The organism is Sphingomonas caseinilytica (genome assembly GCF_023516455.1).
In the GTDB taxonomy this organism is placed as follows: Bacteria; Pseudomonadota; Alphaproteobacteria; order Sphingomonadales; family Sphingomonadaceae; genus Sphingomicrobium; species Sphingomicrobium caseinilyticum.
The window spans coordinates 968,070-989,270 of sequence record NZ_JAMGBA010000001.1 but is presented as its reverse complement, the minus strand read 5'-3'; the positions used below and the strand labels follow the sequence as shown (position 1 = coordinate 989,270).

Here is a 21,201-nt window from a genome sequence, read left to right as displayed (position 1 = left end):
GCGCACTTGGGCCCTGCCCCCTAATGGACCCCCCGGCACGCGCCCGTAGCTCAGCTGGATAGAGCATCAGACTACGAATCTGAGGGTCGGACGTTCGAATCGTTCCGGGCGCGCCATTTTTCTACCCATGAGACGCCGAGCGCAGCGCAGCGATTGCATCGCAATCGTCAGCAGCGCGTAGAGCCGTCGAATGTCGGCGGCCTGCCCGGCAAGCCGGGACAGGACCGACGTCACGAATTTACTTCGTGACGACCATCTCCTTTTCGCCCCCAAAGGTAACGGCCCGGGAATCGCTTCCCGGACCGTCCCTGCCCCCATCGGAGCGGCGAAGCTGGCAGCCGCCGCTCCGTTGAGATGCCTTCTCGCTTAACCCCGTTCCGGCTCCGGCGGAGGCGGTGGCGGCGGTGGCGGCGGTGGCGGTGGCGGACATGCGTCCGTCGCCAGGATCACCGAACCGTCCGGGCACGTCTGCGTCGCCGGTGGTGGCGGCGGAGGTGGCGGCGGCGGCGGCGGAGGCGGCGGGGGCGGCGGCACGTAGAAATTATACGTGATGGTCGCCAGCAGCGAGTGCGACTTGAACTCGCCGTCCAGTTCCGTTCCGTCCGACAGCGTTTCCGTCACGCGGCTCGGGTGGAAATAACGATACTTCGCGCCGATATCGACGTTCTCGTTGAGCGCATAGCGAACGCCGGCCACGATCTGCCAGGCAACGCCGCCATCCTTGAAGTCATCGTCGAAATCGGAATCGAAATTGTCGAGGTCGAACTTACCCCATGCAAAGCCGAAGCCCGGGCCAACATAGAAGCTGACGCCGTCCTCGTTACCGAGGTCGAGCAGCAGATTAGCCATGATCGCGGTATAGCTGGTCGAACCGTCGATATCGAAAGTGGCTTCGGAAGGCGTGGAGCCAACGAATACGAGTGATTTGACCTCGTCAATTCCGACATGTTTGTGGCTGAGATCGAGCTCGGCCCGAACCAGGCCGGCATCATAGCCAAAGATCAGGCCAACGTCGTAGCCCATCTTGTGGTCGATCTCGACGAAGTTATCCAGATCAACGAATGTTGGGACGCTTCCCGGTACGGGAACGCCTTCGGCGTCAATGTCGGTATCGGTGCCCCAGGCAATGCCAGCTTCCGCTCCGATATAGAGCGTCTTGTCGCGGGCGATGGCCGGGGTGGCAAGCAGAGTTGTGGCCATCAGGGCCAAACAGGTCCGACTTAGCATTTGGGTACCCCCGTTCAATTTACGAACAAGGATTTTTTAACATTGTTAGTTGTCGGAAACTAGTCAGGGTTGTTGCGCTGCGTTGGTCAGGTTTTCCCTGAGAGCGTAACGGACTGAATTTTCGGTCAAACGTTGACGATGAGGGCGCCGTTCTCGAGCGCGCGCTGGGCGAAATCCTGTGCCAGCTTGGCATGCCATTCGCGGGCTTGCGGGGTAACTGCTCGGTGGGCAGCAGTGCGTTCTTCCGCAGCGCGGCGCATATAGAAACGCTGGTTCGACTCCATGTCGCTAACTCCCCAACCCCACTACTCGGCGGATGCAAATTGCGCGCAAAAGGTAAAGTGATGGTTAATATCCACAGGGGCTTGAAAGTCCCCTAGCGGGACATCGGGATTGCACCGAGGTGACACCCTGACCGAATCAATTTATCGTTGAAACATAACAACTCATCGCACGTTCAAACCGGATTGGAGGAGCGATCATGCGGAGTTCGATAGCCAAGGGATTTGATCCCGCGACCCGCGGCTACCACGCCGTTTACCGGGAAAATGAAATCAATCATTGCCCCGGCTGTGGCCGCACTCACTGGTTTGTGGGTCGAACGCTGGCCGAATGCGGCTTCTGCGCGACCGCGCTGCCGCTGTCCGAAAGCTGGCGCCAACCCGCGGCTGCTGTATTCATTTCGCGGGGTCGCCCGCACCATCCTCCGGCCTTCGCGGCTTAGCCGCGAGGCTCTGGCGCGCGTCCGACGAGCGGGGTGGGCGCGCGCCAACCTGCTACTGAATCTTTGAATCCGGCGCCCGCAGCGAGTATATTACAGGCATGAAACGCTTGATCGCCCCGTTGCTTGGGCTGGCGATGGTCACCTTGCCGGTGCCCGCCCTGGCCGATGCCGGAAACTTCACGCTGGTCAACAAGACCGGCGCGAACATCAGTTCGCTTTCAATCCGCCGGGTTGGAACGAGTGCTTGGCAGCCGCTTGGCGGCTCGCCTTCAAGCGGCGCGAGGGTCGCGGTGGCCTTCGCCAATCCCGATTGCGCCTTCGACATCCGCGCGACATTGGCGGATGGCAGCAACGCCACCTTTACCGGCGTCAATCTGTGTGATGCGACCTCGGTGACGTTAAACCGTGGGCAGAACGGCCAGCTCTGGGTCGACTACGACTAACCAGCCGCGGTGCCCTGCGGCGGGCAGGCGCCGCCGACTTCGCCAATGCAGGTTCCGCGGGACGCACGCTGTCCAGCAGCTTCGCCCCGGCGATGAACGGCAGGCCGAGGCACGCAATGGCCAGGATTATGCCGCCGTTACCGGGATAGTTCTGCATATAGTGGACGCCGCGCTCAACGGAGCCGACGGCGATCGCATAGGTAACAAGAAAGGCCTCGAGGCGGGTCTTGATGACAAACAGTCTGCCGATCTTGCGAAGTCTCGTCATAGGTTAACCCAACGCGATGCCATTGGCGGCGTTCCGCCATTTCCCGTTTAAGGACAGTGGTAAACCGCCCTTTAACAATTTCGGGGTAACTCAAGTTTTGAGTCGGGTCGAATCGCTTCCAGCGAACTGTCCCAAAACGGACTAGTTAAGTTCAGGCATGTCCAGGGTTTCGAGCAGGTCCCGGCGTGCGCGCTCGACATCGGCAATCAGGGACGCGGCCTGGATATCGTCCGACGCGATTTCGTCCGGCCAACGCTGTGAAATCACCCCGGCCAGCCGATCCAGCTTGGCATCATCGACCAGGAAACGCGGATCGACGTCAGAGGGATCGCAGGCCACGCGAAGGCGAAGGCACGCCGGCCCGCCGCCATTGGCCATCGATTGGCGCACATCGACGAAGTTGACGCGCCGGATCGCACCGTTCGAGGCCAGATGCCGCTCGATCCAGCCGTTGACCGACGGCGTGTCGCGGCATTCGGTCGGCGCGACCAAAGTCATCGCTCCGTCCGGCGGCGTAACCAGCTGGGCATTGAACAAATAGCTGCGGATGGCATCGGCCAGCGGCACCACGGCATCGGGCACTTCGACCAGTTCGAACCCGTCGACCTTGGCCGCTAATGCGCCGACCAGCGTATCGCGGTCGGCGAAGGCCTTCTCATGCGCGAACAGCACCGGCCCGTTTGCCACCGCCACGACGTCGTTGTGGAACGCACCAGCCGCGATCGCTTCCTCGCTCTGTGCCGCAAACAGGGTCCGCTCGGGATCGAGGCGATGAAGCCGGGCAATCGCTTTCGATGCCTCGACGTGCTGCCGGGCAGGGAAGGGCCCTCCGGCCACGCCATAGACGAACACTTCGACACCGGGCTGATCGTGCGCGGGCGTCAGGCGCATATGATTGGCCGCGCCCTCGTCGCCGTAAGCGGGCGGCACCGGGCCGTGCACGGCAAAGGCATCGCTCGCGAAGGCGAGGCGAAGTTGCGCCAGCGTCGCCGGCCACTCATGGCTCCGGTGCGGCATCGTCTTCAAATTTGCGACCGTCAGGTGGCACTTGCCGTCGGCGGTATCGGGCGCGGGGCTGATCGTCGCGGCATTGGCTGCCCACATCGACGAAGCGCTCATCGCATTTGCCGCCAGATGCGGCTCGGCATTTTCGACAGTTGTTCCAAGCTCGGCGAGCCACGCCCGGCCCGGTCGCGGCTGCGGAATGAAAACGCCCTGCACCAGCCCGAGCGCGATGTTCGACCGCATCTTATCGATGCCCTGAAGCGCCGCCGCCCGAGGCTGTGACACATGTCCGGCATTCCGCGCCGACGCGAGATTACCGAGGCTGAGCCCGGCATAATTATGGCTTGGCCCGACGATCCCGTCGAAGTTGATCTCGCGGATCATGACGATCGGCCGACCGCCAGCACCCGGTCGCCCGGTCCGATGTTGAGCATTTCCATGGCCTTGGCTTCGATCAGCAGCTCGCCATTATCGGTGCGCTTCGTCTGGGAATAGCAGGCGACGAATTCGTGCAGCACGCCGCTTGCCAGCATCGTCGGCGCCCCGCCTTCGCCGCCGGTTCCGGCAACGCGAAGCCAGTCGGCATCCATCACCGTCTTGATCTTGTCCGTGCGCGCGGTGACCGTCGGGCCGCCATCGAAGATGTCGACATAGCCGTCCCAGTCGAAATTCTCATTCTCAAGCATCTTGAGCGCGGCCCGGCCGGTCGGGTGGGGCTGGCCGATCACGGCGCGCGCGCTTTCCGGCAGCATCGCCACATAGACCGGCGTCTTGGGAAACAGGTCGGCGATGAATTGCGTGCCGTGGACGGCGTTGAATTCGTCGGCCTCCGGGAAGTTCATTCCGAAGAAGCGTCCGCCGATCGCATCCCAGAATGGCGAATGGCCGGCCTGGTCCATCACCCCGCGAAGCTCCGCCAGCACGGAATCCCCGAACCGCGGCCGATGCTGCTTGATGAACAGGTAGCGCGATCGCGCCAGCAGCATTCCAAGCCCGCCGGCGCGTTCCTGCGGGTGAAGGAAAAGACCCCCGACCTCGCTGAACCCTTCAAGGTCGGTGGTGAGGTTGAGCGTCTGGTTGCGGAAGATCCGGCCCAGCTCCTCGCTCTTCTGCGTCAAGGTCGAGATGAGATAGCTGTAGAAGGGCCGGTCCGTTCCGACCGCGCCGAAAATCTGGCAGGTGCCGCGGATCTGCCCCGTTTCGACATTCTCCAGCATGAAGACGTAAAGGTCGTCGGACGGGCCCTGACCCTCGCGGCTGAACCCGGCTTCCGACCTCTCCAGCTTCGCTTCCAGCGTCGCCTTCTCGGCGGGAAGGTTGGTGAACCCGCCGCCCGTCAGCTTGGCAAGGTCATAGAATGCGCGAACGTCGCTCGGCCTCGCGGCGCGGATCCGGCAGGTCATGCGCCCTCCGCCAGCCTGAGGATGGTCAGGGCCGAGAGCGCGGCACGCTCCGCGAGACTGTCGACAATCAGATATTCCTCCATCGAATGGATGCTTCCGCCGCGGACGCCCATCGTGTCGATCACGGGGACTCCGCAGGCCGCGATATTGTTGCCGTCGCACACCCCGCCGGTCGATTTCCAGCCGATCGTCTGGCCAAGGTCCGCGCCAGCCTGCTGGACCAGCTTGAACAGCGTCTCTGCTTCCGGCGTCATTGGCTTCGGCGGGCGGGCGAAATGACCGTGCGCATGGATCCTTACATCATGCTCGGCCGCTACCGCCGCGACCGAACCGTCGATCAGCGCTTGCGCCCGTGCCTGGTCGTCAAGCGTCGATGGGCGCAAATTGACGCGCAGGACCGCAATGTCGGGAACGACATTGTTCGGCGATCCGCCATCGATCTTGGCTGGGTTGACCTTCAGGCCCGGGCCAACCGCCGCTTTCAGGCGCAGCGCAAGATCCGCCGCCGCCACGAGCGCGTTTCGACCCTCCTCCGGATTGCGGCCGGCATGTGCCGAACGGCCATGAACGGCGAAGGAAAAATTGCCGCTACCGGGGCGCGCTCCGGCCAATGTCCCGTCGGGTAGCGCGGAAGGCTCATAGGTTAGCGCCGCGCGCTTGCCCCGTGCCGCTTCGGCGATCAGCGACGCCGATCCGAGCGATCCTACTTCCTCGTCGCTGTTGATGACGACCTCATAGCCGAGAACGGACGCGAGCGGGCTTGCCTCGACCGCCTTCAGCGCCGCGAGCATCACCGCGATCCCGCCCTTCATGTCGGCAACACCAGGGCCGTTCAGCACCTTGCCCGGCTCCAGCCAGCTCAGTGACTGGAACGCATGGTCGATACCGAACACCGTATCCATATGGCCGGTGAAGAGCAGCTGGACCGGAGCGTCGGGCCGGACCTTGAGGTGCAAGTTCCGCCCGTGCGGAACCTCGAAGGCCTTGCCGTTCGCGTCGACCGCTTCGACCCTTGCCGGTTCCAGCATCGCTACGTCGCCGGGCAAGTCGGAGAACGCGCCCGCCAGCCGCGCGCCGATGATCCCGAGGCCGTCCAGGTTGCGCGAACCGGAATTGACCGCGCTCCAATTCTCGACCTGCGCAAGCATCGGCTCCGCTGCGGCGGCTTCGACGCATTTCTGCTCCAGGCTGGTCAATTCCCCCATGGTGCTGAGGCTCTAGCGTGGCCGGTGACGCAAAACCACCCCGTCGCGCCGGCTGCCGGAATGCGACCCTTGAATGCGCCCTGTGTATTATATATATAAGACACTATAAGGAGCAGATACGATGCTTGAGAATCCACTGCACAAGCGCACCGCGATCGCCGCCGCCATCGGCGCGGTCGTTGCAATCCCGCTTCCCTTCATCGGGCCAATCGTCGGCGCATTGGTTGGCGGCGGGATCGGCTACTTCACCGCCGGCAAGTAGAAGCCAATTATCCTATTGTGTCGCCCCAGCGAAGGCTGGGGCCCATGTCGATGCCACGGATGCCAGCCTTCGCTGGCATGACAATTTAGAGATATTCCGAGAACCCCTCGACGATCGTCCGGTACATGTCCCGCTTGAACGGCACGATCAGCTCGGGAAGCAGATGCGGCTCGACCCATTTCCAGTGACTGAATTCGGGATGCTTGGTGGCGATGTTTACATCGTCGTCGCTGCCGAGGAACCGGGCCAGGTACCAGTCCTGAACCTGCCCCTTCCATTTGCCGCCCCACAAGCGCGACGCGATCGCGTCCGGAATGTCGTAGCGAAGCTGTTCCGGAAGGCGCGCGACCTTTTCCACCAGCTTCGGGCGGACCCCGGTTTCCTCTTCCAATTCCCGGAGCGCCGCCGGCCAGGGCTTCTCGCCCTTGTCGATCCCGCCCTGCGGCATCTGCCAGGCCTCGTCCCGATTATCGATCCGCCGTCCCACGAAGACATGGCGATGCTCGTTGATCAGCATCACACCCACACCGCGGCGATAGAGATTGTCGTCGGTCATTGCTGATTCTCTAGCGACAAGCATGCCACGGGCCTAGACCATCGGCGCAAAGGGGGAGGGGCGGTCATGACATTTCAGGAAATGCGGCTCGATTTCATCACGCGGCGCAAGGGTTCGATGGCGCTGCCGATGACCGGGATCATCGCCTATTCGGCCGCCGCGCTGCTCAGCCTGGTTGTCGATCCGCGCTGGCATAATCTCGTCCTGACGCTCTGCTTCTGGTCGATCATGCCGATCGGCGCCGTCATGATGAAAATCCGCGGCGAAGAACTGGGGTCGCCGGTCGAAAATCCGCTGTTCGGGCTCGCCGCCAAGGCTCGCGTGATGGCCCTTGCGACATGGGCGATCCACATCATGGTCTGGATTTATGCGCCGGAGCTATTCCCCGTGTCGGTCGGGATCGGCTTCGCGCTTCACTGGGTGGTCTTCTCCTGGACCGTCGATCACCCGGTCGGCTTCATCCATCTGGCGATGCGGATCATCTTTGTGATTGCCGCCTGGCATCTGGTCCCCGGCAACCGGATGGGGGCGGTCGCCGCTGGCATTGCGCTCGCCTATGCAATTTCGGTCGTCCAGCTGAGCAGAATTGACTGGCGGACACGTCTCGCGAATTTCCCGGCGACGGCTGGCGGCTAGTAGAACGCTAGCTCAAGATTTTTTGTTCAGCCCGCGCTGGAGATCGCGAACAGTCCCCTCAATGATGTCGACGTTGATCAAGTAAACCGCGATTGCTGCCAGATGCCAGTTTAGCTCTTCCGCCAGGTCGGGTCGCGCTCTCAACGCCGCGGCAATTCTCGCGGCCTCAGCCGGTGCAATTCGCAAGCCGCAGGTCTGGGGCAGCGAACCCAGAACAAAGCCCTCCGGTGTGGTCTTGTTTCGGTCACCGCATTCGCGCCGGATGTCGTCCTGGACGCGGATGGGGATCACCCTTCGGACTTACTCGCGATAGCGTGTGGCTACCGAATTGAGGCTGACGGGCTCGTAATCCGTGGTCAGCAATACCTCGATGTTCCGCCGGACCTTGGGATCGGCGATATTGCGCAATTGGTTTCCCCCGAACGTCAGCGCCCAATTTTCGGCATTGGTTCCAATCCCGGTGATCTGGCTCGCCTGGTATGCGGCAATCACGAACTGTTCGTCGCTGACATCATGGTCACCGTTCCAAGCCGCCAGCGCCCGATCCGCATATCGGCGGGTGGTGGCGTAGTAGGTCCGGACGCTGGTGAAAAATTCCATCTGCGCGTGCAGTTCCGGCGCGAGGTTCACGAGCATCTGCTCGGCCTCGCGCTTTTCCAGCCGCTGCTGATTCCAGTTGGAAACCTGCGTGCCGATGAAGACACCCATGACGACGATGAAGAACTCGATTGCGATTGCCGTCCAGTTCTGAGCGCGCAAATTTTCGGTCAGGCGACGAAGGATCATCGGCTTGCTCCCCCCGAATGCACTTTAGCGCGGACTGGATAGGATCGCATTGGGGAAAATGCCGACGAAAAGGTGGCGGAATCACCCTCACAGTCCTAATGTGGGTTTCAAACCAAACACTCGAAGGACGATCATGGCCACGGCCACTCACGAAGTAACGGAGAACGAGGCCAAAGCGCGGCCCGCACTGGAGGCGGTTGTCGTCCGCTTCGCCGGGGATTCCGGAGACGGAATGCAGCTGACCGGTGGCCAGTTCACCCTGTCCACCGCGCTCGCCGGAAACGACCTCGCCACCTTCCCCGATTTCCCGGCGGAGATCCGCGCGCCGCAAGGGACGACGTTTGGTGTCTCCGCCTTCCAGATCAATTTCGGCTCGTCCGCGATCGAAACCGCGGGCGATGCGCCGGACGTTCTCATCGCGATGAACCCGGCGGCGCTGAAGATGAATACCAAGGCGCTGCGCGAAGGCGGCCTGATCATCGCCGACGAAGGGGAGTTCACGCCGCGCAACCTCGCCAAGGCCGGTTACGAGAATAATCCGCTGGAGGACGGCAGCCTCGCCAAATGGCAGCTGGTCCATTTCAACATATCGCAGCTGACTCTCGACGCAGTGAAGCCGTTCGGCCTCGGCAACAAGGAAGCCTTGCGCTGCAAGAACATGTGGACCTTGGGCCTCGCGCTCTGGATGTTCGATCGCGACCGGCAGCCGATCATCGATTGGCTCAACGCCAAGTTCGCCAAGGCGCCGCAGCTCGCCGAAGCCAATATCGCTGCTTTGAACGCCGGCCATGCCTATGGCGAAACCGCGGAAATCGGCGGACAGGTTCACCAGCGGCACCTCGCCGCGGCGCCGGCCGAGCCAGGTCTTTATCGGACCGTCACTGGCGCTGAATCCTTGTCGCTGGGCCTCATGGCCGGTGCGCAGCTGGCCGAATTGCCGATGTTCTTCGGCGGCTATCCGATCACGCCGGCATCGGCGATCCTCCATCACCTGTCGCGCCTCAAGGAATATGGCATCACCACATTCCAGGCGGAGGATGAGATTGCCGCGATCTGCTCGGCCATCGGCGCAAGCTACGCCGGGTCGCTCGGCGTTACCTCTTCGTCCGGTCCGGGCATCGCCTTGAAGGGCGAGGCCATGGGTCTTGCGATCATGACCGAGCTTCCGCTGGTCATCGTCAACTCGCAGCGCGGCGGGCCGTCGACCGGTCTTCCGACCAAGACCGAGCAGTCGGATCTCTATCAGGCCGTCTATGGCCGCAATGGCGATGCGCCGATGCCGGTGATCGCCGCCCGCTCGCCCGCCGACGCCTTCGATTGCGCGATCGAGGCGGTCCGCATCGCGACCCGTTACATGACGCCGGTCATGCTGCTCACCGACGGCTACATCGCCAATGCGGCCGAGCCGTGGAAGGTGCCGGACATGTCGGCTTATGAGCCGTTCCCGGTGACGTTCGCCGAAGGGTCGGCGCTGGAACCGGACAACGACCAGGTCATGCCCTATCAGCGCAACGAGGATTTGGCGCGTCCGTGGATCAAGCCAGGGACGGTCGGGCTCGAACATCGCATCGGCGGCATCGAGAAGAACCCCGGCACCGGCAACATCGACTATTCGCCGGAAGCGCATGCCGAAATGACCCGGCTTCGTGCCGCCAAGGTCAATGGCGTCGCGGATTCCATTCCGGACCAGGACGTCTGCCTCGGTACCAACAACGGCCGGATGGTGGTTGTCGGTTGGGGTTCGACGTTCGGCCCGATCCACCAGGCGGTTCGGCGCTCGCGCGCTCGCGGGCTGGACGTCAGCCACATCCACATCCGCTACATCGCGCCGTTCCCGAAAAATTTGGCTGTCCTACTCAAGAGCTATGATCATATCCTCGTTCCGGAGATGAATAGCGGACAACTGAAGACCTTGCTTCGCGACCAGTTCCTGGTCGATGCCCGACCTTTGAACAAGGTTTCGGGGCAGCCATTCACGATCGCCGAAATCGAAGCCGCGATCGAGGAGGCGATCCGGTGAAAAGGTCACTAAAGTCGCACGAAATGTCGCCTGACCTTGAGACATTTGCGACCTTAAGGGGTGTTTGGCCGTGAAGCCGATCAACCCCTGGCCAATGATCGCCATGCTGCTTTTGGTGATCTTCCTCTATCTCTGGCTCAACGGTTATTTGACATGAACGAGCAAGTAAAAGTCACCACCGCCAAGGACTGGGCAAGCGACCAGGAAGTTCGCTGGTGCCCGGGCTGCGGCGACTATGCCGTACTGAAGGCGGTTCAGCGGACCATGCCGGACCTCGGCGTCGCTCGGGAAAAGACGGTGTTCATCTCGGGCATCGGCTGCTCGAGCCGCTTTCCCTATTATATGGCCAGCTACGGCTTCCATACGATCCACGGCCGCGCCTGCGCCGTTGCGACCGGCACCAAGCTCGCCAATCCGGAACTCGACGTGTGGATCATCACCGGTGACGGCGATGCGCTGTCGATCGGCGGCAATCACACGATGCACCTCTTGCGGCGCAATCTCGATTGCCAGCTCTTGCTGTTCAACAACGAGATCTATGGCCTCACCAAGGGCCAATATTCGCCGACCTCGCGGATCGGAACGCGCTCGCCCTCGACACCGTTCGGTTCGGTCGACCGTCCGGTCAATCCCTGCTCCTATGCGCTGGGATCAGGCGCGCGCTTCGTCGCCCGCGGCATCGACGTGCACAAGAATCTGGTCGATGTGCTGAAGGCGGCGCACGCCCATCGCGGCGCCAGCTTCGTCGAAATCTACCAGAACTGCGTCGTCTACAACGACGATGTATTCGCTCCCTTCACCTCGAAGGAAGTCGCCGCGGACAAGCAGCTTTGGTTGCAGGCTGGCCAGAAGATGCTCTTCGCCGGCGGGACCAAGGGCATTGCGCTCGACATGGAACATCACCGGCTGAAGGTGGTGGACGGTGACAGCGACGAGGTCATCGTCCACAACCCCAGGAACCGCTCGGTCGCCTATATGCTGGCCGAGATGCCGGTGACGATTTTTCCGATGGCCTTGGGCGTCATCTACGAAGATCCGGCACCGACATTCGACAGCGCCGTGGTCGAGCAGAATGAAGCTGCGGCCAAGGGAAAGAAAGCCGATCTCCAGTCGTTGGTCAGCAAAGGCCAGACATGGATGGTCGAAAAGGAACCACGCGCGGAATAATTATCTGTCCAACCCCGGAGGAATGAATGGCAAAAGCGAAGACGGCCGTTGCGCCGAAGCCGAAGAAGAAGACTTCGAAAGCCGCGAAGGCCGTAACGCTGAAGGCCGCTCCAAAGGGCGCCAAGAAAGACAAGTCGGGCAAGAAATCGAAAGCCGACAAGGGCGTCGAGGTGCTGTGGAAACTGGCCGAGCATCCGTTGGTCGGCGAACTGCTGGCGATTGGCGCAACTGCCGCGGTGGCTGCGATCGCGGAAGGCAGCAAGGACAAGAAGCACCGCTCGTCGCGGGCCGTCAAAGAGGCTGGGAAGGCAGCGGCGGCGGCAATCGGCGCTCGGCTGATCACCGAGTTCGCTGACACCAACAAGGCGGCGAAAGCTAAGCCCGCAAAATCGTAAGCCGGGCGCGGCCGACGTCGCGCTCAGCGTCGATCTCCCAGCCGTCCGGCGGCGTAACTGCGTCGCCGCGATGGGTCTCGATGGCCATCCAGCCGCCCGGTGAAAGCCAGCCGGCTTTGGAAACTGCCGCTGCAACCGTGCTACCCGATCCAGCCTCATAGGGTGGATCTGCCAGCACCAGGTCGAATGGTTCGCTAGCAGGCAGGGCGGCCGCCGACATGGCCCGGACCGCAATCTGGTTTTCGGCTTGCAACGTCTTGGAGTTTGTCTCGATTGCCTTCAAGGCCGCTCGGTCAGTCTCGACAAAGGTCGCATGCGCCGCGCCGCGCGACAGTGCTTCGATGCCAAGCGCACCGCTGCCGGCATATAGGTCGGCTACACGCAGCCCTTCGAAGCTGCCCAACCGGCTGGCGAGCATCGAGAACAATGTCTCCCGCGTTCGATCGGCGGTCGGCCTGGTTTGACGCCCTTCCGGGGCGACCAGCTTCCGGCCGCGCCACTCCCCGGCAATGATCCTCACTTCAAGGTCCGGCGGAACTGGAACAGGGTTTCGCGCTGCACCTCGCCGATGTCTCCCGGGGCCAAACCCTCGACCGTGAAAGGCCCGTAGTGCGTCCGAATGAGCCGCGAGACCTGGAGCCCAAGGTGGGCAAGCACATTGCGGACTTCGCGGTTCTTGCCCTCGGTCAGCGCCAGCTCGATCCAGCAGTTGCGGCCGGTCCGCCGCTCGAGGTTGGCGTCGATGGAGCCGTAGCGGAAGCCGTCGATCGTCACCCCTTCGGCAAGCTCTTCGAGCTGAGCCTGGGTAACGTCGCCAAACGCCCTCGCGCGGTATCGGCGGACAACACCAGTCTTCGGCAGTTCGAGTTGCCGCTTCAACTCGCCATCATTGGTCAGCAGCAACAGGCCTTCAGTCATATAGTCGAGACGCCCGACCGGCATCAGGCGCGGCAGGTTCGGCGGCAGCTTGTCGTAGATGGTCGGCCTGCCCTTTGGATCGCGAGCAGCGGTCAGCGCTCCCGCCGGCTTGTAGAACAGGAAGAGCCGGGCAGCGCCAGCGGGCTTCACCGGCTGTCCGTCCACCGTCACGCCATTCAGATTTTCCAGGAGAGTCGCGGGCGTCGTCAGCTTCTCGCCATTGAGCGCGATGCGGCCCTCGGCGATCATCCGTTCGATGTCGCGGCGCGACGCGATTCCGGCCCGCGCGAGCAGCTTGGCGATACGTTGCGGCCCCTCTTCGCGGGCGGGTCCAGGCTTGGGTCCGCGCGGTTTTTGCGGCGGTCCGCCGGGACGAGTTCGTCCGCGCGGCACCGGGGCACGCTTCGTTCGTTGCGAAATTGGTCTGTCTTTCATACGGAGTCGGAATGCTGTTCGGGAAGCGTAAGCGGATCGTCAATAGAATCCTCATCGTCGAGGATGAGCCGCTCACGGCATTCGACAATGAAAACCTGATCAGCGACGAGGGATATGAGGTCGTCGCAACCCTCGATCGTTTTCGCGATGCCATCAGAATCCTGGACAAGGAGCGGGTCGATTTGATCCTGTGCGACGTCCGCCTGACGGGAGAGCGCAGTGGAGTCGACCTGGCAAAGGAGGCGCATACCCGCGGGATCCCGGTGTTGTTCGTAACGGGCGCGCCGCCGGACAACGCTCACGAGCTGGTCGTTGGTGTGCTGATGAAACCTTATTCGCATGGGACGATGAGGTCCGCGCTGAAAGCAGTGGATTCCTATCTGGCCGGCAAGAAAGCGCGCCCGCCGCGGGGCCTCACGCTTTATCCGAAAGCCGAAGTCTAAAGCGCCGCTTCGATCTTGCGATGGAAGTCGGCAATGCCATGTTCGAGCTTGCCCAGCACGACCTGTTCGATCTCGCCCGACTCAAGTCCGCGATGGCAAAGCGCGGCCGCTCCGAAATCTTCGGCCCCGAAGGTCCCGCCATCGAGCAGGTCCCAGCTCCGCTGCCAATGGGCTTCGGCCTCGTTGGTGGTCGGCTTTTCGGGGATCAGCATGAAATCCTCGATCAGAGTCCGTCCGACACCCTGCGGCATACCAACCAGCAAGTTGATATAGTCTGGACTGACGATGATCACCGAGGCCGGGAACAGTTGATAGCTGTAGGTCACCGCCTTGCGCAGCTGGCCCCAATCGTCGCGATCGATTTCGGCGAGATAGGCCTCGCGTCCAACCGCAGCCCGTTGATGAACCCCGATATAGTCGGCGACGGTAATCCCATCGGCGAAGAAGGGCGCGATGGTCGCGGCGTGAAGCCGCTGGACGTGATAGCTTTCCAGGAAGGCATCGACGAACAGCTTCCAGTTCGCAGGAACGTCGTGCGTGCGGCGCTTATAAAGATAGAGATCGCCTAGTCCGAACGCGTCGAGATCGGGACCAAGTGCCTCGGCATCCGTGAAATCGGCGTCGTCATTCTTCGACCACCAGATCAGCCCGCCGGCTTCTACGCACGGGAACTCCCGAAGCCCGTGGGTGCCCTTGTCGAAATCGGGGAAGCAGTCGGCGCGCGGCATGCCGGTCAGCTCACCGTCCGGCTTATAGGCCCAGGCATGATAGGGGCAGACGATCCGCTTGGCCGGGACCGGTTCATGGCTATCGATCAACCGGGTCCCGCGATGGCGGCAGACATTGGCGAACAAATGTGCCTTGCCGTCGTCGTCACGGATCAGGATCAGCGGCGTTCCATAACCGTCATGCGCCACGGCCTGCCGCTTCTCCGGAAGCAGCGCCGAGGGGCCGAGTAGGTGCGGCACCTTGTCGAAGATCTGCCGCTGCTCCGCCTCATAGCGTTCGGGATCGATGTAGACGTTGGCGGACAGCGTCTCGACGCCGGAACCGAGGAACGGCTCACCTCGCGCCAACGCGTCGGCAAGCGCGCGTTGACCCGGCGTCGGACGGCGGGGGCTCCGAGGCATGTCCATGGAGCGGAATCCTGCGCCTCCAAACGATCGGTTGCAAGGGCGAACCGACCCATTTCTCGGCACGAGCTGCCCTCTATTTGCGCTTCCCCTACGGAATCTGGCTGCTAGGCTCCGTCACAATTTCCAGCCCGGGGGAGACAAGGCGTTGAGCGAAGCAGCAGCAATCCCGAGCGACGGCGAAACAAGGGGCCTTTGGCAGGGCATCAAGCCCTACTTCGAGAAGGCGCCGATCGCTGCTTTCTTCGTAGGGGTATCGTCGGGTTTCCCCTATGCGATGATCGGCGCGACGCTGACGACGCGGCTCGCACAGGACGGGATTACCAAGTCGACCGTCACGACCTTCGCGCTGGCCTTCCTCGTTTATAACCTCAAGTTCCTCTGGGCCTGGATCGTCGACGGCGTTCGGCTGCCGATCCTTGGCAGGCTGGGTCAACGGGTTTCCTGGCTTATCCTGTCCGGTCTGATGGTCATGGCGGCGGTTGCCAACCTGGCGTTCCAGGACCCTTCCGCGAACATCTATCAAACCGCGATCGCGGCCATCCTCGTCGGCGTTGCGGGCGCAACGTTCGACATCGTCATTGATGCCTATCGCATCGAGCTGTTGGAGCCGCGGCAGCTGGGCGTCGGGTCGGGGATGTCGCAATATGGCTGGCGTATCGGCTCGGTTGCCGCCGGTGCATTGGCACTGGTTCTCGCGGCCCGGGTGGGTTGGGAAATGGCCTATCTTGCCTGCGCGATCTTTGCCTTGCCGGCCATGCTGACCGGCCTCATCGTCGGCGAGCCCAAGCGCCACAAGGAGCCCACTGCCCGCAAGGGAATGTCGGAGGCAGTCACCGCCATCTGGGGACCGTTCGCGGAGTTCTTCAAGCGGCGTGGCGCCATGCTCGTGCTGCTGTTCATCCTGCTTCACAAGATTGGTGACACGCTTGGTCAGCTGGTCCTGCGCCTGCTTCTGGACGACATGGGCTACACCAATGACGAGATCGCTATCTGGGACGTCGGCGTCGGCTTCTGGGCCTATCTGATCGGCATCTTCGTTGGCGGCGTCCTCTATGCCAAAATCGGGATGAAGCGATCCGTGCTGATCAGCTTGATCCTGATGGGCGTATCGAACGCGACCTTCGCCTTCCTCGCGATGTCGGGACATACCAACATCGGCCTTGCCGCCTGTATCGGGTTCGAGAATTTCGCCAGCGGCATCGGCGGTGTGGTAGTCGTTGCCTACTTCTCCGCTCTCTGCAATTTGCAGTTCACGGCCTCGCAATATGCACTGATCTCGGCTGCGGCGAGTGTGGTTGGGCGCGTCCTGACCGGGACGACGGCAGGTGCGATCGTGGAGTCAGTCGGCTACGTCAATTTCTACTGGCTGACCACGGTTGCCGCGCTTCCCGGCATCATCTTGTTCTGGCTGATGATGCGTTCGGGCCTGGTTGATAGCTCGATCGGTACGGCGGGTGTCGAAGGGCAGGGCGACGCGCGGGCGGAGGATGGGGAGGCTAGTCCGGCAGCGGCCCGTTAAGGGCGAGCAGCTCGCCGGCCATATAGAGAGATCCGAATACCAGCACGCGGGCCGGCTTGGCCAGCGCCGTCATGGCGCTGGAAAGGCTCGAACAGGGGCGTGCCGGAAGGCCCATGCTTTCCGCCAGATGTGCGAGTTCGCGGGGCGTGCGGCACTCATGCCCATCGATCGGAAGCGTCAGTACTTCCGTCGCGATACCCTTGAACGGACGCAGGGTCCCGGCCGCATCTTTGCTCTGCAGGCTTGCGAACAACAGCACTAGCGGCAGGCGGTCGGTCCATTGCCGCTTGGCATAGTCAGCGACCAGTTGAGCCGCACTGGGGTTGTGACCGCCATCGACCCACAATTCACTGCCTTTGGGCAGCATGGCGAAAAGCGGTCCACCATGAAGCTGCTGCAGCCGGGCCGGCCACTGCGTCCACCCCATTGCTGCACCGTAGGCCGAAGCCGGTATCGCGATCTGGGATTGATGCCGCAGCATCGCCACGGCCAGGGCAGCGTTCATCGCCTGATACTTTCCCGGCAAGCGAGGCAAGGGAAGATCCATGGCACCTTGGCGATCGCGGTAACGCAGCTTGCCCTGACGCACCCCGGCCTCCCAATGCAGTCCGCGCGGTTCCCATATCGCCCCAACGTCATGAGCGATTTCGCCAATGCGCTCGGCAATAGCGGAAGGGTAGATCTGCGTGACGAGCGGCACGCCGCGCTTGGCGATGCCTGCCTTCTCCGCCGCAACTTCGTTCAGCGTGTCCCCTAGAAATGCCTGGTGGTCGAGGCCGAGGCTGGCGATGCCGCACACCAGGGGCTTCTCCACCACATTGGTCGCATCGAGCCGTCCGCCCAGGCCGACTTCCAAGATGCAGGCATCGGCAGGTGCCTCGCTGAAGGCCAGGAAGGCAACTGCCGTGTTCACTTCGAACAGGCTAGCGCCGAGCTCTTCGTTGGCGTCGAGCACGCGGTCCATCAGTTCGCCCAACTGGGCGTCCTCGATCAGCTTGCCTGCAATTCGGATACGCTCATTGTATCGGACCAGATGTGGGCTGGTGAAGGCGTGTACCCGCTTCCCCGCCGCTTCCAACGCCGCACGAAGGAATGCGCAGGTCGAGCCTTTGCCGTTCGTACCGGCGACATGGAATATGGGCGGAAGGCGATCCTGCGGCCTGCCAACCGCTTCAAGCAGGGCGGATATACGATCGAGACCCAATTGATCGCGGTCGCGATTTTGGGTCGCCTGCCGAGCAATAAGTGCCGCGATCCTCGGATCCGCCGAGCGGATCACTTCCTTCATCAGGCGGCCTTCTTGTCCTTCTGCGGAGCCAGATAGCTCAACAAACGACCGATCCGGTCCTTCAGCGCATGGCGATGGACGACCATGTCGATCATGCCATGGTCGAGCAGATATTCAGCGCGCTGGAATCCGTCCGGCAGCTTCTCCCGGATCGTCTGCTCGATTACCCGCTGGCCGGCGAAGCCGATGAGTGCGCCTGGCTCCGCGATCTGAACGTCGCCGAGCATGGCATAGCTCGCCGTAACGCCGCCGGTGGTCGGGTCGGTCAACACGACGATATAGGGCAGGCCGGCTTCGCGCAGCTTTGCAAGCGCGACCGTGGTCCGGGGCATCTGCATCAGCGAGAGGATCCCCTCCTGCATGCGGGCGCCGCCCGCAGCAGTGAACAGGATATAGGGGCAATTCTTGGCGATCGCCTTTTGCAGGCCAGCAACGATCGCAGCGCCCACGGCAATGCCCATCGATCCGCCCATGAAGGCAAAGTCCTGGACGCCGACGACGGCCTGGTGACCTTCAATCTTGCCAATGGCGTTGATCAGCGCGTCACGCTCTCCAGTCGAGGATCGCGCAGCCTTGATACGGTCGGTGTAGCGCTTCGTGTCGCGGAACTTCAGCGGATCCTCGCGGACCTCGGGGCTATCCAGCACTTCATATTTCTGGCGGTCGAACAGACCGTCAAATCGCGCCGTCGGTCCAATCCGGTCGTGATGGTCGCAGCGGGGGCAGACATATTGATTGTCTTCCCACTCCTTGGTGAAGACCATCGACGCACACTTCTTGCACTTGTGCCACAGATTGTCGGCACTTTGACGCTTGGTCAGCGATTGAATGCCTTTGCGGACGCTGCTCAGCCAGCTCATCGAACCCTCATGAATATCGGCGCGGGGCGTAGGTCCGCCGCGCCCTGATGTCTACCTAAAGCGTTCCGGCGATTTCCCGGAGCGCTGTCGCTGGATCCTCCGCGCCGGTTATCGGGCGTCCAATGACCAGGATCGAGGCGCCGGCATCGATTGCCCCGCGAGGAGACATTACGCGCTTCTGGTCGCCGACCTGGGCGTTCGCCGGCCGTATACCTGGAACGACGAAAAAGCCGTCCTTCCACTTGCGGCGCACCGCCGCCACCTCATTGCCGGAGCAGACAATGCCGTCCAGCCCCGCATCCTTGGCGAGGGCTGCAAGGCGCTCGACCTGCTCATGGTTATCCGCCTTGACGCCGATCGATGCTAAATCGTCGCCGTCGAGGCTGGTCAACACGGTGACCGCGACCACCTTCGTTCCGGTGGGAGCTGCTGCCTTGGCGTCTTCCAACATCGCTCGCCCGCCCGCGGCATGGACCGTCAGGACGGCAGGCGTAATCGGCGCAAGCGCCTGAATCGACTTGGCGACGGTGTTGGGAATGTCGTGCAATTTGAGATCGAGGAAGATCGGAAGGCCCAGCTCGGCAAGCTCCATCACGCCGTGCCGGCCATTGTGACAGAAGAACTCAAGCCCAAGCTTCAGGCCCCCGGCATGGCGCTTCACCGCCGCCGCGATTGCACGCGCCCGATCCATATCGGGCGTGTCGATCGCGACGTAGATGGGGCTGGTCATGCCAGCTCCTCGTCATCGGCCTCGGCGATCGCCGGCGCTGGAGTAGGCTGAACTGTCGGTCGCTCGGCGAAAGCAAGCTTGCGCTTCAATCCCCAGACCCGGCCGCGCATGTAGAGATAGGTCGGAAGAAACCCGATCAGGAACATCAGGAGAAGCAGGAATGGAAGTTTGACGTCGGCCTGAATGCTTCCCCACAGATTCAGCGTCACGTTGCTCCAGTTGCGGGTGGAAAAGATCGCAAGCGACACTGCGAGCACCACCCAGAACAATGTCCGCAAAAAGTTCATTCTCTTACCCCGCGCTGCGCCGCTCTTAAGCGAGAGCGGCCGCGCTGACCAGATGCCGTCATTCGCCGCTTAAGGGCTTCGGCTTGGCGCAGGGAGATTCCAAGGGGAGTTGAGCGTTGATGCGGCATTAGGCACAGCAGTTGCCGGGGAGGTCGCGTAACACATTGGAACGTCAGTTTAAGCTCGGGCTGGGTGTATTTGCCCTCGCGGTCGGGGCAATTGCCCTCGCTCAACCATTCGGCGACTCTTCGAAAACCAATGCGGAGGCTGCCGAAGCGGTTGCCAATGCCAAGATCATCTCCCGGCTCGCGACGGTGGAACCTGCGAGCCGGAGCCGGATCAACTACGCCAGCCTCGATTCTCGCCTCAAGCGAATGGTCGAAAAGCCGACGATGGTCGGCATGGCGGTCGGCATCGTCGAGAACGGCCGCATCACCTTCCTGAGCGGTTATGGTGAAACGCTCGAAGGCTCGGGCGAGAAGGTTACCCCGGAAACCGTGTTCCGCTGGGCTTCGGTTTCCAAGGGCGTGGCCTCGACCATGGTCGCCAAGCTCGCCGAGGAAGGGCGTTTGCGTTTCGACCAGCCGGTCGCCGCGGTTGCACCTTCGCTCCACCTGCCTGGACGCAACGAGCTGAAAGCCACTGTGGGTGACGTGCTCAGCCACCGGCTCGGCCTTTACCGCAATGCTTTCGACAATAAGTTGGAGGAAGGGCAGGACGTTACCTTCCTTCGCGGCACGCTGGCGACCCTGAACAGCGTCTGCCCGCCCGGCACCTGCTGGAGCTATCAAAACGTCGCCTATGACGCGGCGAGCGAGATGGTCACCCGGGTCGGCGGAATGCGTTACCAGGACATCGTCGAGCGCGACCTGTTCGACCCGATCGGAATGAGCTCGGCCACGCTTACCATCGACGGACTGGTTCACGCCCAGAGCTGGGCTCGGCCGCATTCGGTGGGGCGGCGCCCTCTGGAAGTGAACGACAACTATTATCGCGTGCCGGCGGCAGGCGGGGTCAACAGCAATATCAAGGACATGTCGCTGTGGATGCTGGCCCAGATGGGCGAGATGCCGCAGGTGCTAAGTCCGCAATTGCTGGAGACCATCCACCAGCCAAGGGTCAAGACCCCGGGCGAACGTGGCCGGATGCGCAAGTTCCTGGAGCGGCTCGGCGAAGCCCAATATGGCTATGGCTGGCGCAGCTACGAATATGCCGGCCATCACATCATCGGCCACCGCGGCGGGGTGAACGGCTATCGCTCGCTGATCCTGTTCGATCCGCAGCTGAAAAGCGGAGTCGTCGCCCTGTGGAACAGCAATACATCACAGCCAGGCGGGCTGGAGTTCGAGGTCATGGACATGCTCTACGGCCTCGATTTCCGCGATTGGATGGAGCTGGACAAGGGTGGACGCCGAGCGCCGGAGCCTGAGGACCTTGCGGCCCGAAAGGACCGGGGCCGAAGGGCCTGAACGGACTCCGCAATATTCC

Annotated in this window: 23 protein-coding genes and 1 tRNA gene; 10 read left to right on the top strand and 14 right to left on the bottom strand. The window is 62.5% G+C overall.

Features of this window, described 5'->3' with window-relative positions; translation table 11 throughout:
• The first annotated feature begins 39 nt into the window (after nucleotides 1-39).
• A tRNA-Arg gene (locus LZ496_RS05015) sits at nucleotides 40-116 on the top strand.
• 250 nt (nucleotides 117-366) lie between these two features.
• Here LZ496_RS05015 and LZ496_RS05005 read toward each other — a convergent pair.
• Together LZ496_RS05005 and LZ496_RS05000 are read right to left on the bottom strand one after the other, a co-directional pair.
• Nucleotides 367-1,200, bottom strand: coding sequence for an outer membrane protein (locus LZ496_RS05005; protein ID WP_283937878.1), 834 nt, complete (start codon nucleotides 1,198-1,200; stop codon nucleotides 367-369).
• Between the two features lie 152 nt (nucleotides 1,201-1,352).
• The gene (locus tag LZ496_RS05000; RefSeq protein WP_249903482.1) at nucleotides 1,353-1,511 is read right to left on the bottom strand and encodes a hypothetical protein; all 159 of its coding nucleotides are present in this window, start codon (nucleotides 1,509-1,511) and stop codon (nucleotides 1,353-1,355) included.
• 538 nt (nucleotides 1,512-2,049) lie between these two features.
• Here LZ496_RS05000 and LZ496_RS04995 point away from each other — a divergent pair.
• Nucleotides 2,050-2,394, top strand: a complete 345-nt coding sequence (locus LZ496_RS04995; protein ID WP_249903481.1) for a hypothetical protein — start codon at nucleotides 2,050-2,052, stop codon at nucleotides 2,392-2,394.
• A 409-nt stretch (nucleotides 2,395-2,803) separates the two neighbouring features.
• Here the strand turns inward: LZ496_RS04995 and LZ496_RS04985 are convergent, their stop codons facing one another.
• From LZ496_RS04985 to LZ496_RS04975, 3 genes are read right to left on the bottom strand one after another with little or no spacing between them, the layout of a single operon-like run.
• Complete coding sequence (locus LZ496_RS04985) at nucleotides 2,804-4,051, bottom strand: N-succinylarginine dihydrolase (protein WP_249903480.1); 1,248 nt, start codon at nucleotides 4,049-4,051, stop codon at nucleotides 2,804-2,806.
• Entirely contained in the window at nucleotides 4,048-5,070 is a 1,023-nt protein-coding gene (locus LZ496_RS04980; RefSeq protein WP_249903479.1) for an arginine N-succinyltransferase, read from the bottom strand. The genes LZ496_RS04985 and LZ496_RS04980 overlap by 4 nt, the downstream gene beginning before the upstream one ends.
• Nucleotides 5,067-6,275, bottom strand: a complete 1,209-nt coding sequence (locus tag LZ496_RS04975) for a hydrolase (RefSeq protein ID WP_249903478.1) — start codon at nucleotides 6,273-6,275, stop codon at nucleotides 5,067-5,069. The genes LZ496_RS04980 and LZ496_RS04975 overlap by 4 nt, the downstream gene beginning before the upstream one ends.
• A 121-nt stretch (nucleotides 6,276-6,396) precedes the next feature.
• On the opposite strand from LZ496_RS04975, the gene LZ496_RS04970 reads away from it, so the two are divergent.
• Nucleotides 6,397-6,537, top strand: coding sequence for a hypothetical protein (locus LZ496_RS04970; RefSeq protein ID WP_249903477.1), 141 nt, complete (start codon nucleotides 6,397-6,399; stop codon nucleotides 6,535-6,537).
• An 85-nt stretch (nucleotides 6,538-6,622) separates the two neighbouring features.
• Here the strand turns inward: LZ496_RS04970 and LZ496_RS04965 are convergent, their stop codons facing one another.
• A complete protein-coding gene (locus LZ496_RS04965; RefSeq protein WP_249903476.1) occupies nucleotides 6,623-7,093 on the bottom strand; it encodes an RNA pyrophosphohydrolase in 471 nt (156 codons plus the stop codon).
• Nucleotides 7,094-7,159: 66 nt separating this feature from the next.
• Between LZ496_RS04965 and LZ496_RS04960 the strand changes: the two genes are divergently transcribed.
• Nucleotides 7,160-7,729, top strand: coding sequence for a DUF7010 family protein (locus LZ496_RS04960; protein ID WP_249903475.1), 570 nt, complete (start codon nucleotides 7,160-7,162; stop codon nucleotides 7,727-7,729).
• A 300-nt stretch (nucleotides 7,730-8,029) separates the two neighbouring features.
• Here the strand turns inward: LZ496_RS04960 and LZ496_RS04955 are convergent, their stop codons facing one another.
• Nucleotides 8,030-8,515, bottom strand: a complete 486-nt coding sequence (locus LZ496_RS04955; RefSeq protein WP_249903474.1) for a hypothetical protein — start codon at nucleotides 8,513-8,515, stop codon at nucleotides 8,030-8,032.
• A 133-nt stretch (nucleotides 8,516-8,648) separates the two neighbouring features.
• Here LZ496_RS04955 and LZ496_RS04950 point away from each other — a divergent pair, with 133 nt between their 5' ends.
• The 3 genes from LZ496_RS04950 to LZ496_RS04940 all read left to right on the top strand — a co-directional run bounded on the left by LZ496_RS04950 (nucleotide 8,649) and on the right by LZ496_RS04940 (nucleotide 12,097).
• Nucleotides 8,649-10,535 carry a 2-oxoacid:acceptor oxidoreductase subunit alpha gene (locus LZ496_RS04950; protein WP_249903473.1) on the top strand — a complete coding sequence of 629 codons (1,887 nt, stop codon included), beginning with the start codon at nucleotides 8,649-8,651 and terminating at the stop codon, nucleotides 10,533-10,535.
• A gap of 153 nt (nucleotides 10,536-10,688) precedes the next feature.
• Entirely contained in the window at nucleotides 10,689-11,702 is a 1,014-nt protein-coding gene (locus LZ496_RS04945) for a 2-oxoacid:ferredoxin oxidoreductase subunit beta (protein ID WP_249903472.1), read from the top strand.
• Nucleotides 11,703-11,728: 26 nt separating this feature from the next.
• Nucleotides 11,729-12,097 carry a hypothetical protein gene (locus tag LZ496_RS04940; RefSeq protein ID WP_249903471.1) on the top strand — a complete coding sequence of 123 codons (369 nt, stop codon included), beginning with the start codon at nucleotides 11,729-11,731 and terminating at the stop codon, nucleotides 12,095-12,097.
• On the opposite strand, the gene rsmD is transcribed toward LZ496_RS04940, so the two are convergent.
• Both rsmD and LZ496_RS04930 read right to left on the bottom strand, forming a co-directional pair.
• The gene (rsmD, locus tag LZ496_RS04935; RefSeq protein ID WP_249903470.1) at nucleotides 12,078-12,617 is read right to left on the bottom strand and encodes a 16S rRNA (guanine(966)-N(2))-methyltransferase RsmD; all 540 of its coding nucleotides are present in this window, start codon (nucleotides 12,615-12,617) and stop codon (nucleotides 12,078-12,080) included. The genes LZ496_RS04940 and rsmD overlap by 20 nt on opposite strands.
• Entirely contained in the window at nucleotides 12,614-13,408 is a 795-nt protein-coding gene (locus tag LZ496_RS04930) for a pseudouridine synthase (protein WP_366516686.1), read from the bottom strand. Before LZ496_RS04930 ends, rsmD begins: the two co-directional genes overlap by 4 nt.
• Before the next feature lie 53 nt (nucleotides 13,409-13,461).
• Between LZ496_RS04930 and LZ496_RS04925 the strand changes: the two genes are divergently transcribed.
• Nucleotides 13,462-13,893 carry a response regulator gene (locus LZ496_RS04925; protein WP_249903468.1) on the top strand — a complete coding sequence of 144 codons (432 nt, stop codon included), beginning with the start codon at nucleotides 13,462-13,464 and terminating at the stop codon, nucleotides 13,891-13,893.
• Here the strand turns inward: LZ496_RS04925 and LZ496_RS04920 are convergent.
• On the bottom strand, nucleotides 13,890-15,029 hold the full coding sequence (locus tag LZ496_RS04920) for an aromatic ring-hydroxylating oxygenase subunit alpha (RefSeq protein WP_249903467.1): 1,140 nt from the start codon (nucleotides 15,027-15,029) through the stop codon (nucleotides 13,890-13,892). The genes LZ496_RS04925 and LZ496_RS04920 overlap by 4 nt on opposite strands.
• A gap of 145 nt (nucleotides 15,030-15,174) precedes the next feature.
• Between LZ496_RS04920 and LZ496_RS04915 the strand changes: the two genes are divergently transcribed.
• Nucleotides 15,175-16,548 carry an AmpG family muropeptide MFS transporter gene (locus LZ496_RS04915; protein ID WP_249903466.1) on the top strand — a complete coding sequence of 458 codons (1,374 nt, stop codon included), beginning with the start codon at nucleotides 15,175-15,177 and terminating at the stop codon, nucleotides 16,546-16,548.
• Here the strand turns inward: LZ496_RS04915 and LZ496_RS04910 are convergent.
• The 4 genes from LZ496_RS04910 to LZ496_RS04895 are packed head-to-tail and all read right to left on the bottom strand — an operon-like array spanning nucleotide 16,526 to nucleotide 19,713.
• A complete protein-coding gene (locus tag LZ496_RS04910; RefSeq protein WP_249903465.1) occupies nucleotides 16,526-17,836 on the bottom strand; it encodes a bifunctional folylpolyglutamate synthase/dihydrofolate synthase in 1,311 nt (436 codons plus the stop codon). The two genes, LZ496_RS04915 and LZ496_RS04910, sit on opposite strands and share 23 nt — an antisense overlap.
• Nucleotides 17,836-18,696: an acetyl-CoA carboxylase, carboxyltransferase subunit beta gene (gene accD, locus LZ496_RS04905; RefSeq protein WP_249903464.1), complete on the bottom strand. Its 861-nt coding sequence runs from the start codon at nucleotides 18,694-18,696 to the stop codon at nucleotides 17,836-17,838. Before accD ends, LZ496_RS04910 begins: the two co-directional genes overlap by 1 nt.
• Nucleotides 18,697-18,751: 55 nt before the next feature.
• Nucleotides 18,752-19,426, bottom strand: a complete 675-nt coding sequence (gene pyrF / locus LZ496_RS04900) for an orotidine-5'-phosphate decarboxylase (protein ID WP_249903463.1) — start codon at nucleotides 19,424-19,426, stop codon at nucleotides 18,752-18,754.
• Nucleotides 19,423-19,713: a hypothetical protein gene (locus LZ496_RS04895; RefSeq protein ID WP_249903462.1), complete on the bottom strand. Its 291-nt coding sequence runs from the start codon at nucleotides 19,711-19,713 to the stop codon at nucleotides 19,423-19,425. Before LZ496_RS04895 ends, pyrF begins: the two co-directional genes overlap by 4 nt.
• Nucleotides 19,714-19,877: 164 nt before the next feature.
• Between LZ496_RS04895 and LZ496_RS04890 the strand changes: the two genes are divergently transcribed.
• Nucleotides 19,878-21,182 (top strand): serine hydrolase domain-containing protein, encoded by a 1,305-nt coding sequence (locus LZ496_RS04890; RefSeq protein ID WP_249903461.1) that lies wholly within the window; start codon nucleotides 19,878-19,880, stop codon nucleotides 21,180-21,182.
• Nucleotides 21,183-21,201: the final 19 nt, after the last annotated feature.

Coding starts and splice junctions, on each gene's coding strand:
- LZ496_RS05005 (WP_283937878.1), bottom strand. CDS start 1,200: ATGGCCACAACTCTGCTTGCCACCCCGGCCATCGCCCGCGACAAGACG.
- LZ496_RS05000 (WP_249903482.1), bottom strand. CDS start 1,511: ATGGAGTCGAACCAGCGTTTCTATATGCGCCGCGCTGCGGAAGAACGC.
- LZ496_RS04995 (WP_249903481.1), top strand. CDS start 2,050: ATGAAACGCTTGATCGCCCCGTTGCTTGGGCTGGCGATGGTCACCTTG.
- LZ496_RS04985 (WP_249903480.1), bottom strand. CDS start 4,051: ATGATCCGCGAGATCAACTTCGACGGGATCGTCGGGCCAAGCCATAAT.
- LZ496_RS04980 (WP_249903479.1), bottom strand. CDS start 5,070: ATGACCTGCCGGATCCGCGCCGCGAGGCCGAGCGACGTTCGCGCATTC.
- LZ496_RS04975 (WP_249903478.1), bottom strand. CDS start 6,275: ATGGGGGAATTGACCAGCCTGGAGCAGAAATGCGTCGAAGCCGCCGCA.
- LZ496_RS04970 (WP_249903477.1), top strand. CDS start 6,397: ATGCTTGAGAATCCACTGCACAAGCGCACCGCGATCGCCGCCGCCATC.
- LZ496_RS04965 (WP_249903476.1), bottom strand. CDS start 7,093: ATGACCGACGACAATCTCTATCGCCGCGGTGTGGGTGTGATGCTGATC.
- LZ496_RS04960 (WP_249903475.1), top strand. CDS start 7,160: ATGACATTTCAGGAAATGCGGCTCGATTTCATCACGCGGCGCAAGGGT.
- LZ496_RS04955 (WP_249903474.1), bottom strand. CDS start 8,515: ATGATCCTTCGTCGCCTGACCGAAAATTTGCGCGCTCAGAACTGGACG.
- LZ496_RS04950 (WP_249903473.1), top strand. CDS start 8,649: ATGGCCACGGCCACTCACGAAGTAACGGAGAACGAGGCCAAAGCGCGG.
- LZ496_RS04945 (WP_249903472.1), top strand. CDS start 10,689: ATGAACGAGCAAGTAAAAGTCACCACCGCCAAGGACTGGGCAAGCGAC.
- LZ496_RS04940 (WP_249903471.1), top strand. CDS start 11,729: ATGGCAAAAGCGAAGACGGCCGTTGCGCCGAAGCCGAAGAAGAAGACT.
- LZ496_RS04925 (WP_249903468.1), top strand. CDS start 13,462: ATGCTGTTCGGGAAGCGTAAGCGGATCGTCAATAGAATCCTCATCGTC.
- LZ496_RS04920 (WP_249903467.1), bottom strand. CDS start 15,029: ATGGACATGCCTCGGAGCCCCCGCCGTCCGACGCCGGGTCAACGCGCG.
- LZ496_RS04910 (WP_249903465.1), bottom strand. CDS start 17,836: ATGAAGGAAGTGATCCGCTCGGCGGATCCGAGGATCGCGGCACTTATT.
- accD (WP_249903464.1), bottom strand. CDS start 18,696: ATGAGCTGGCTGAGCAGCGTCCGCAAAGGCATTCAATCGCTGACCAAG.
- pyrF (WP_249903463.1), bottom strand. CDS start 19,426: ATGACCAGCCCCATCTACGTCGCGATCGACACGCCCGATATGGATCGG.
- LZ496_RS04895 (WP_249903462.1), bottom strand. CDS start 19,713: ATGAACTTTTTGCGGACATTGTTCTGGGTGGTGCTCGCAGTGTCGCTT.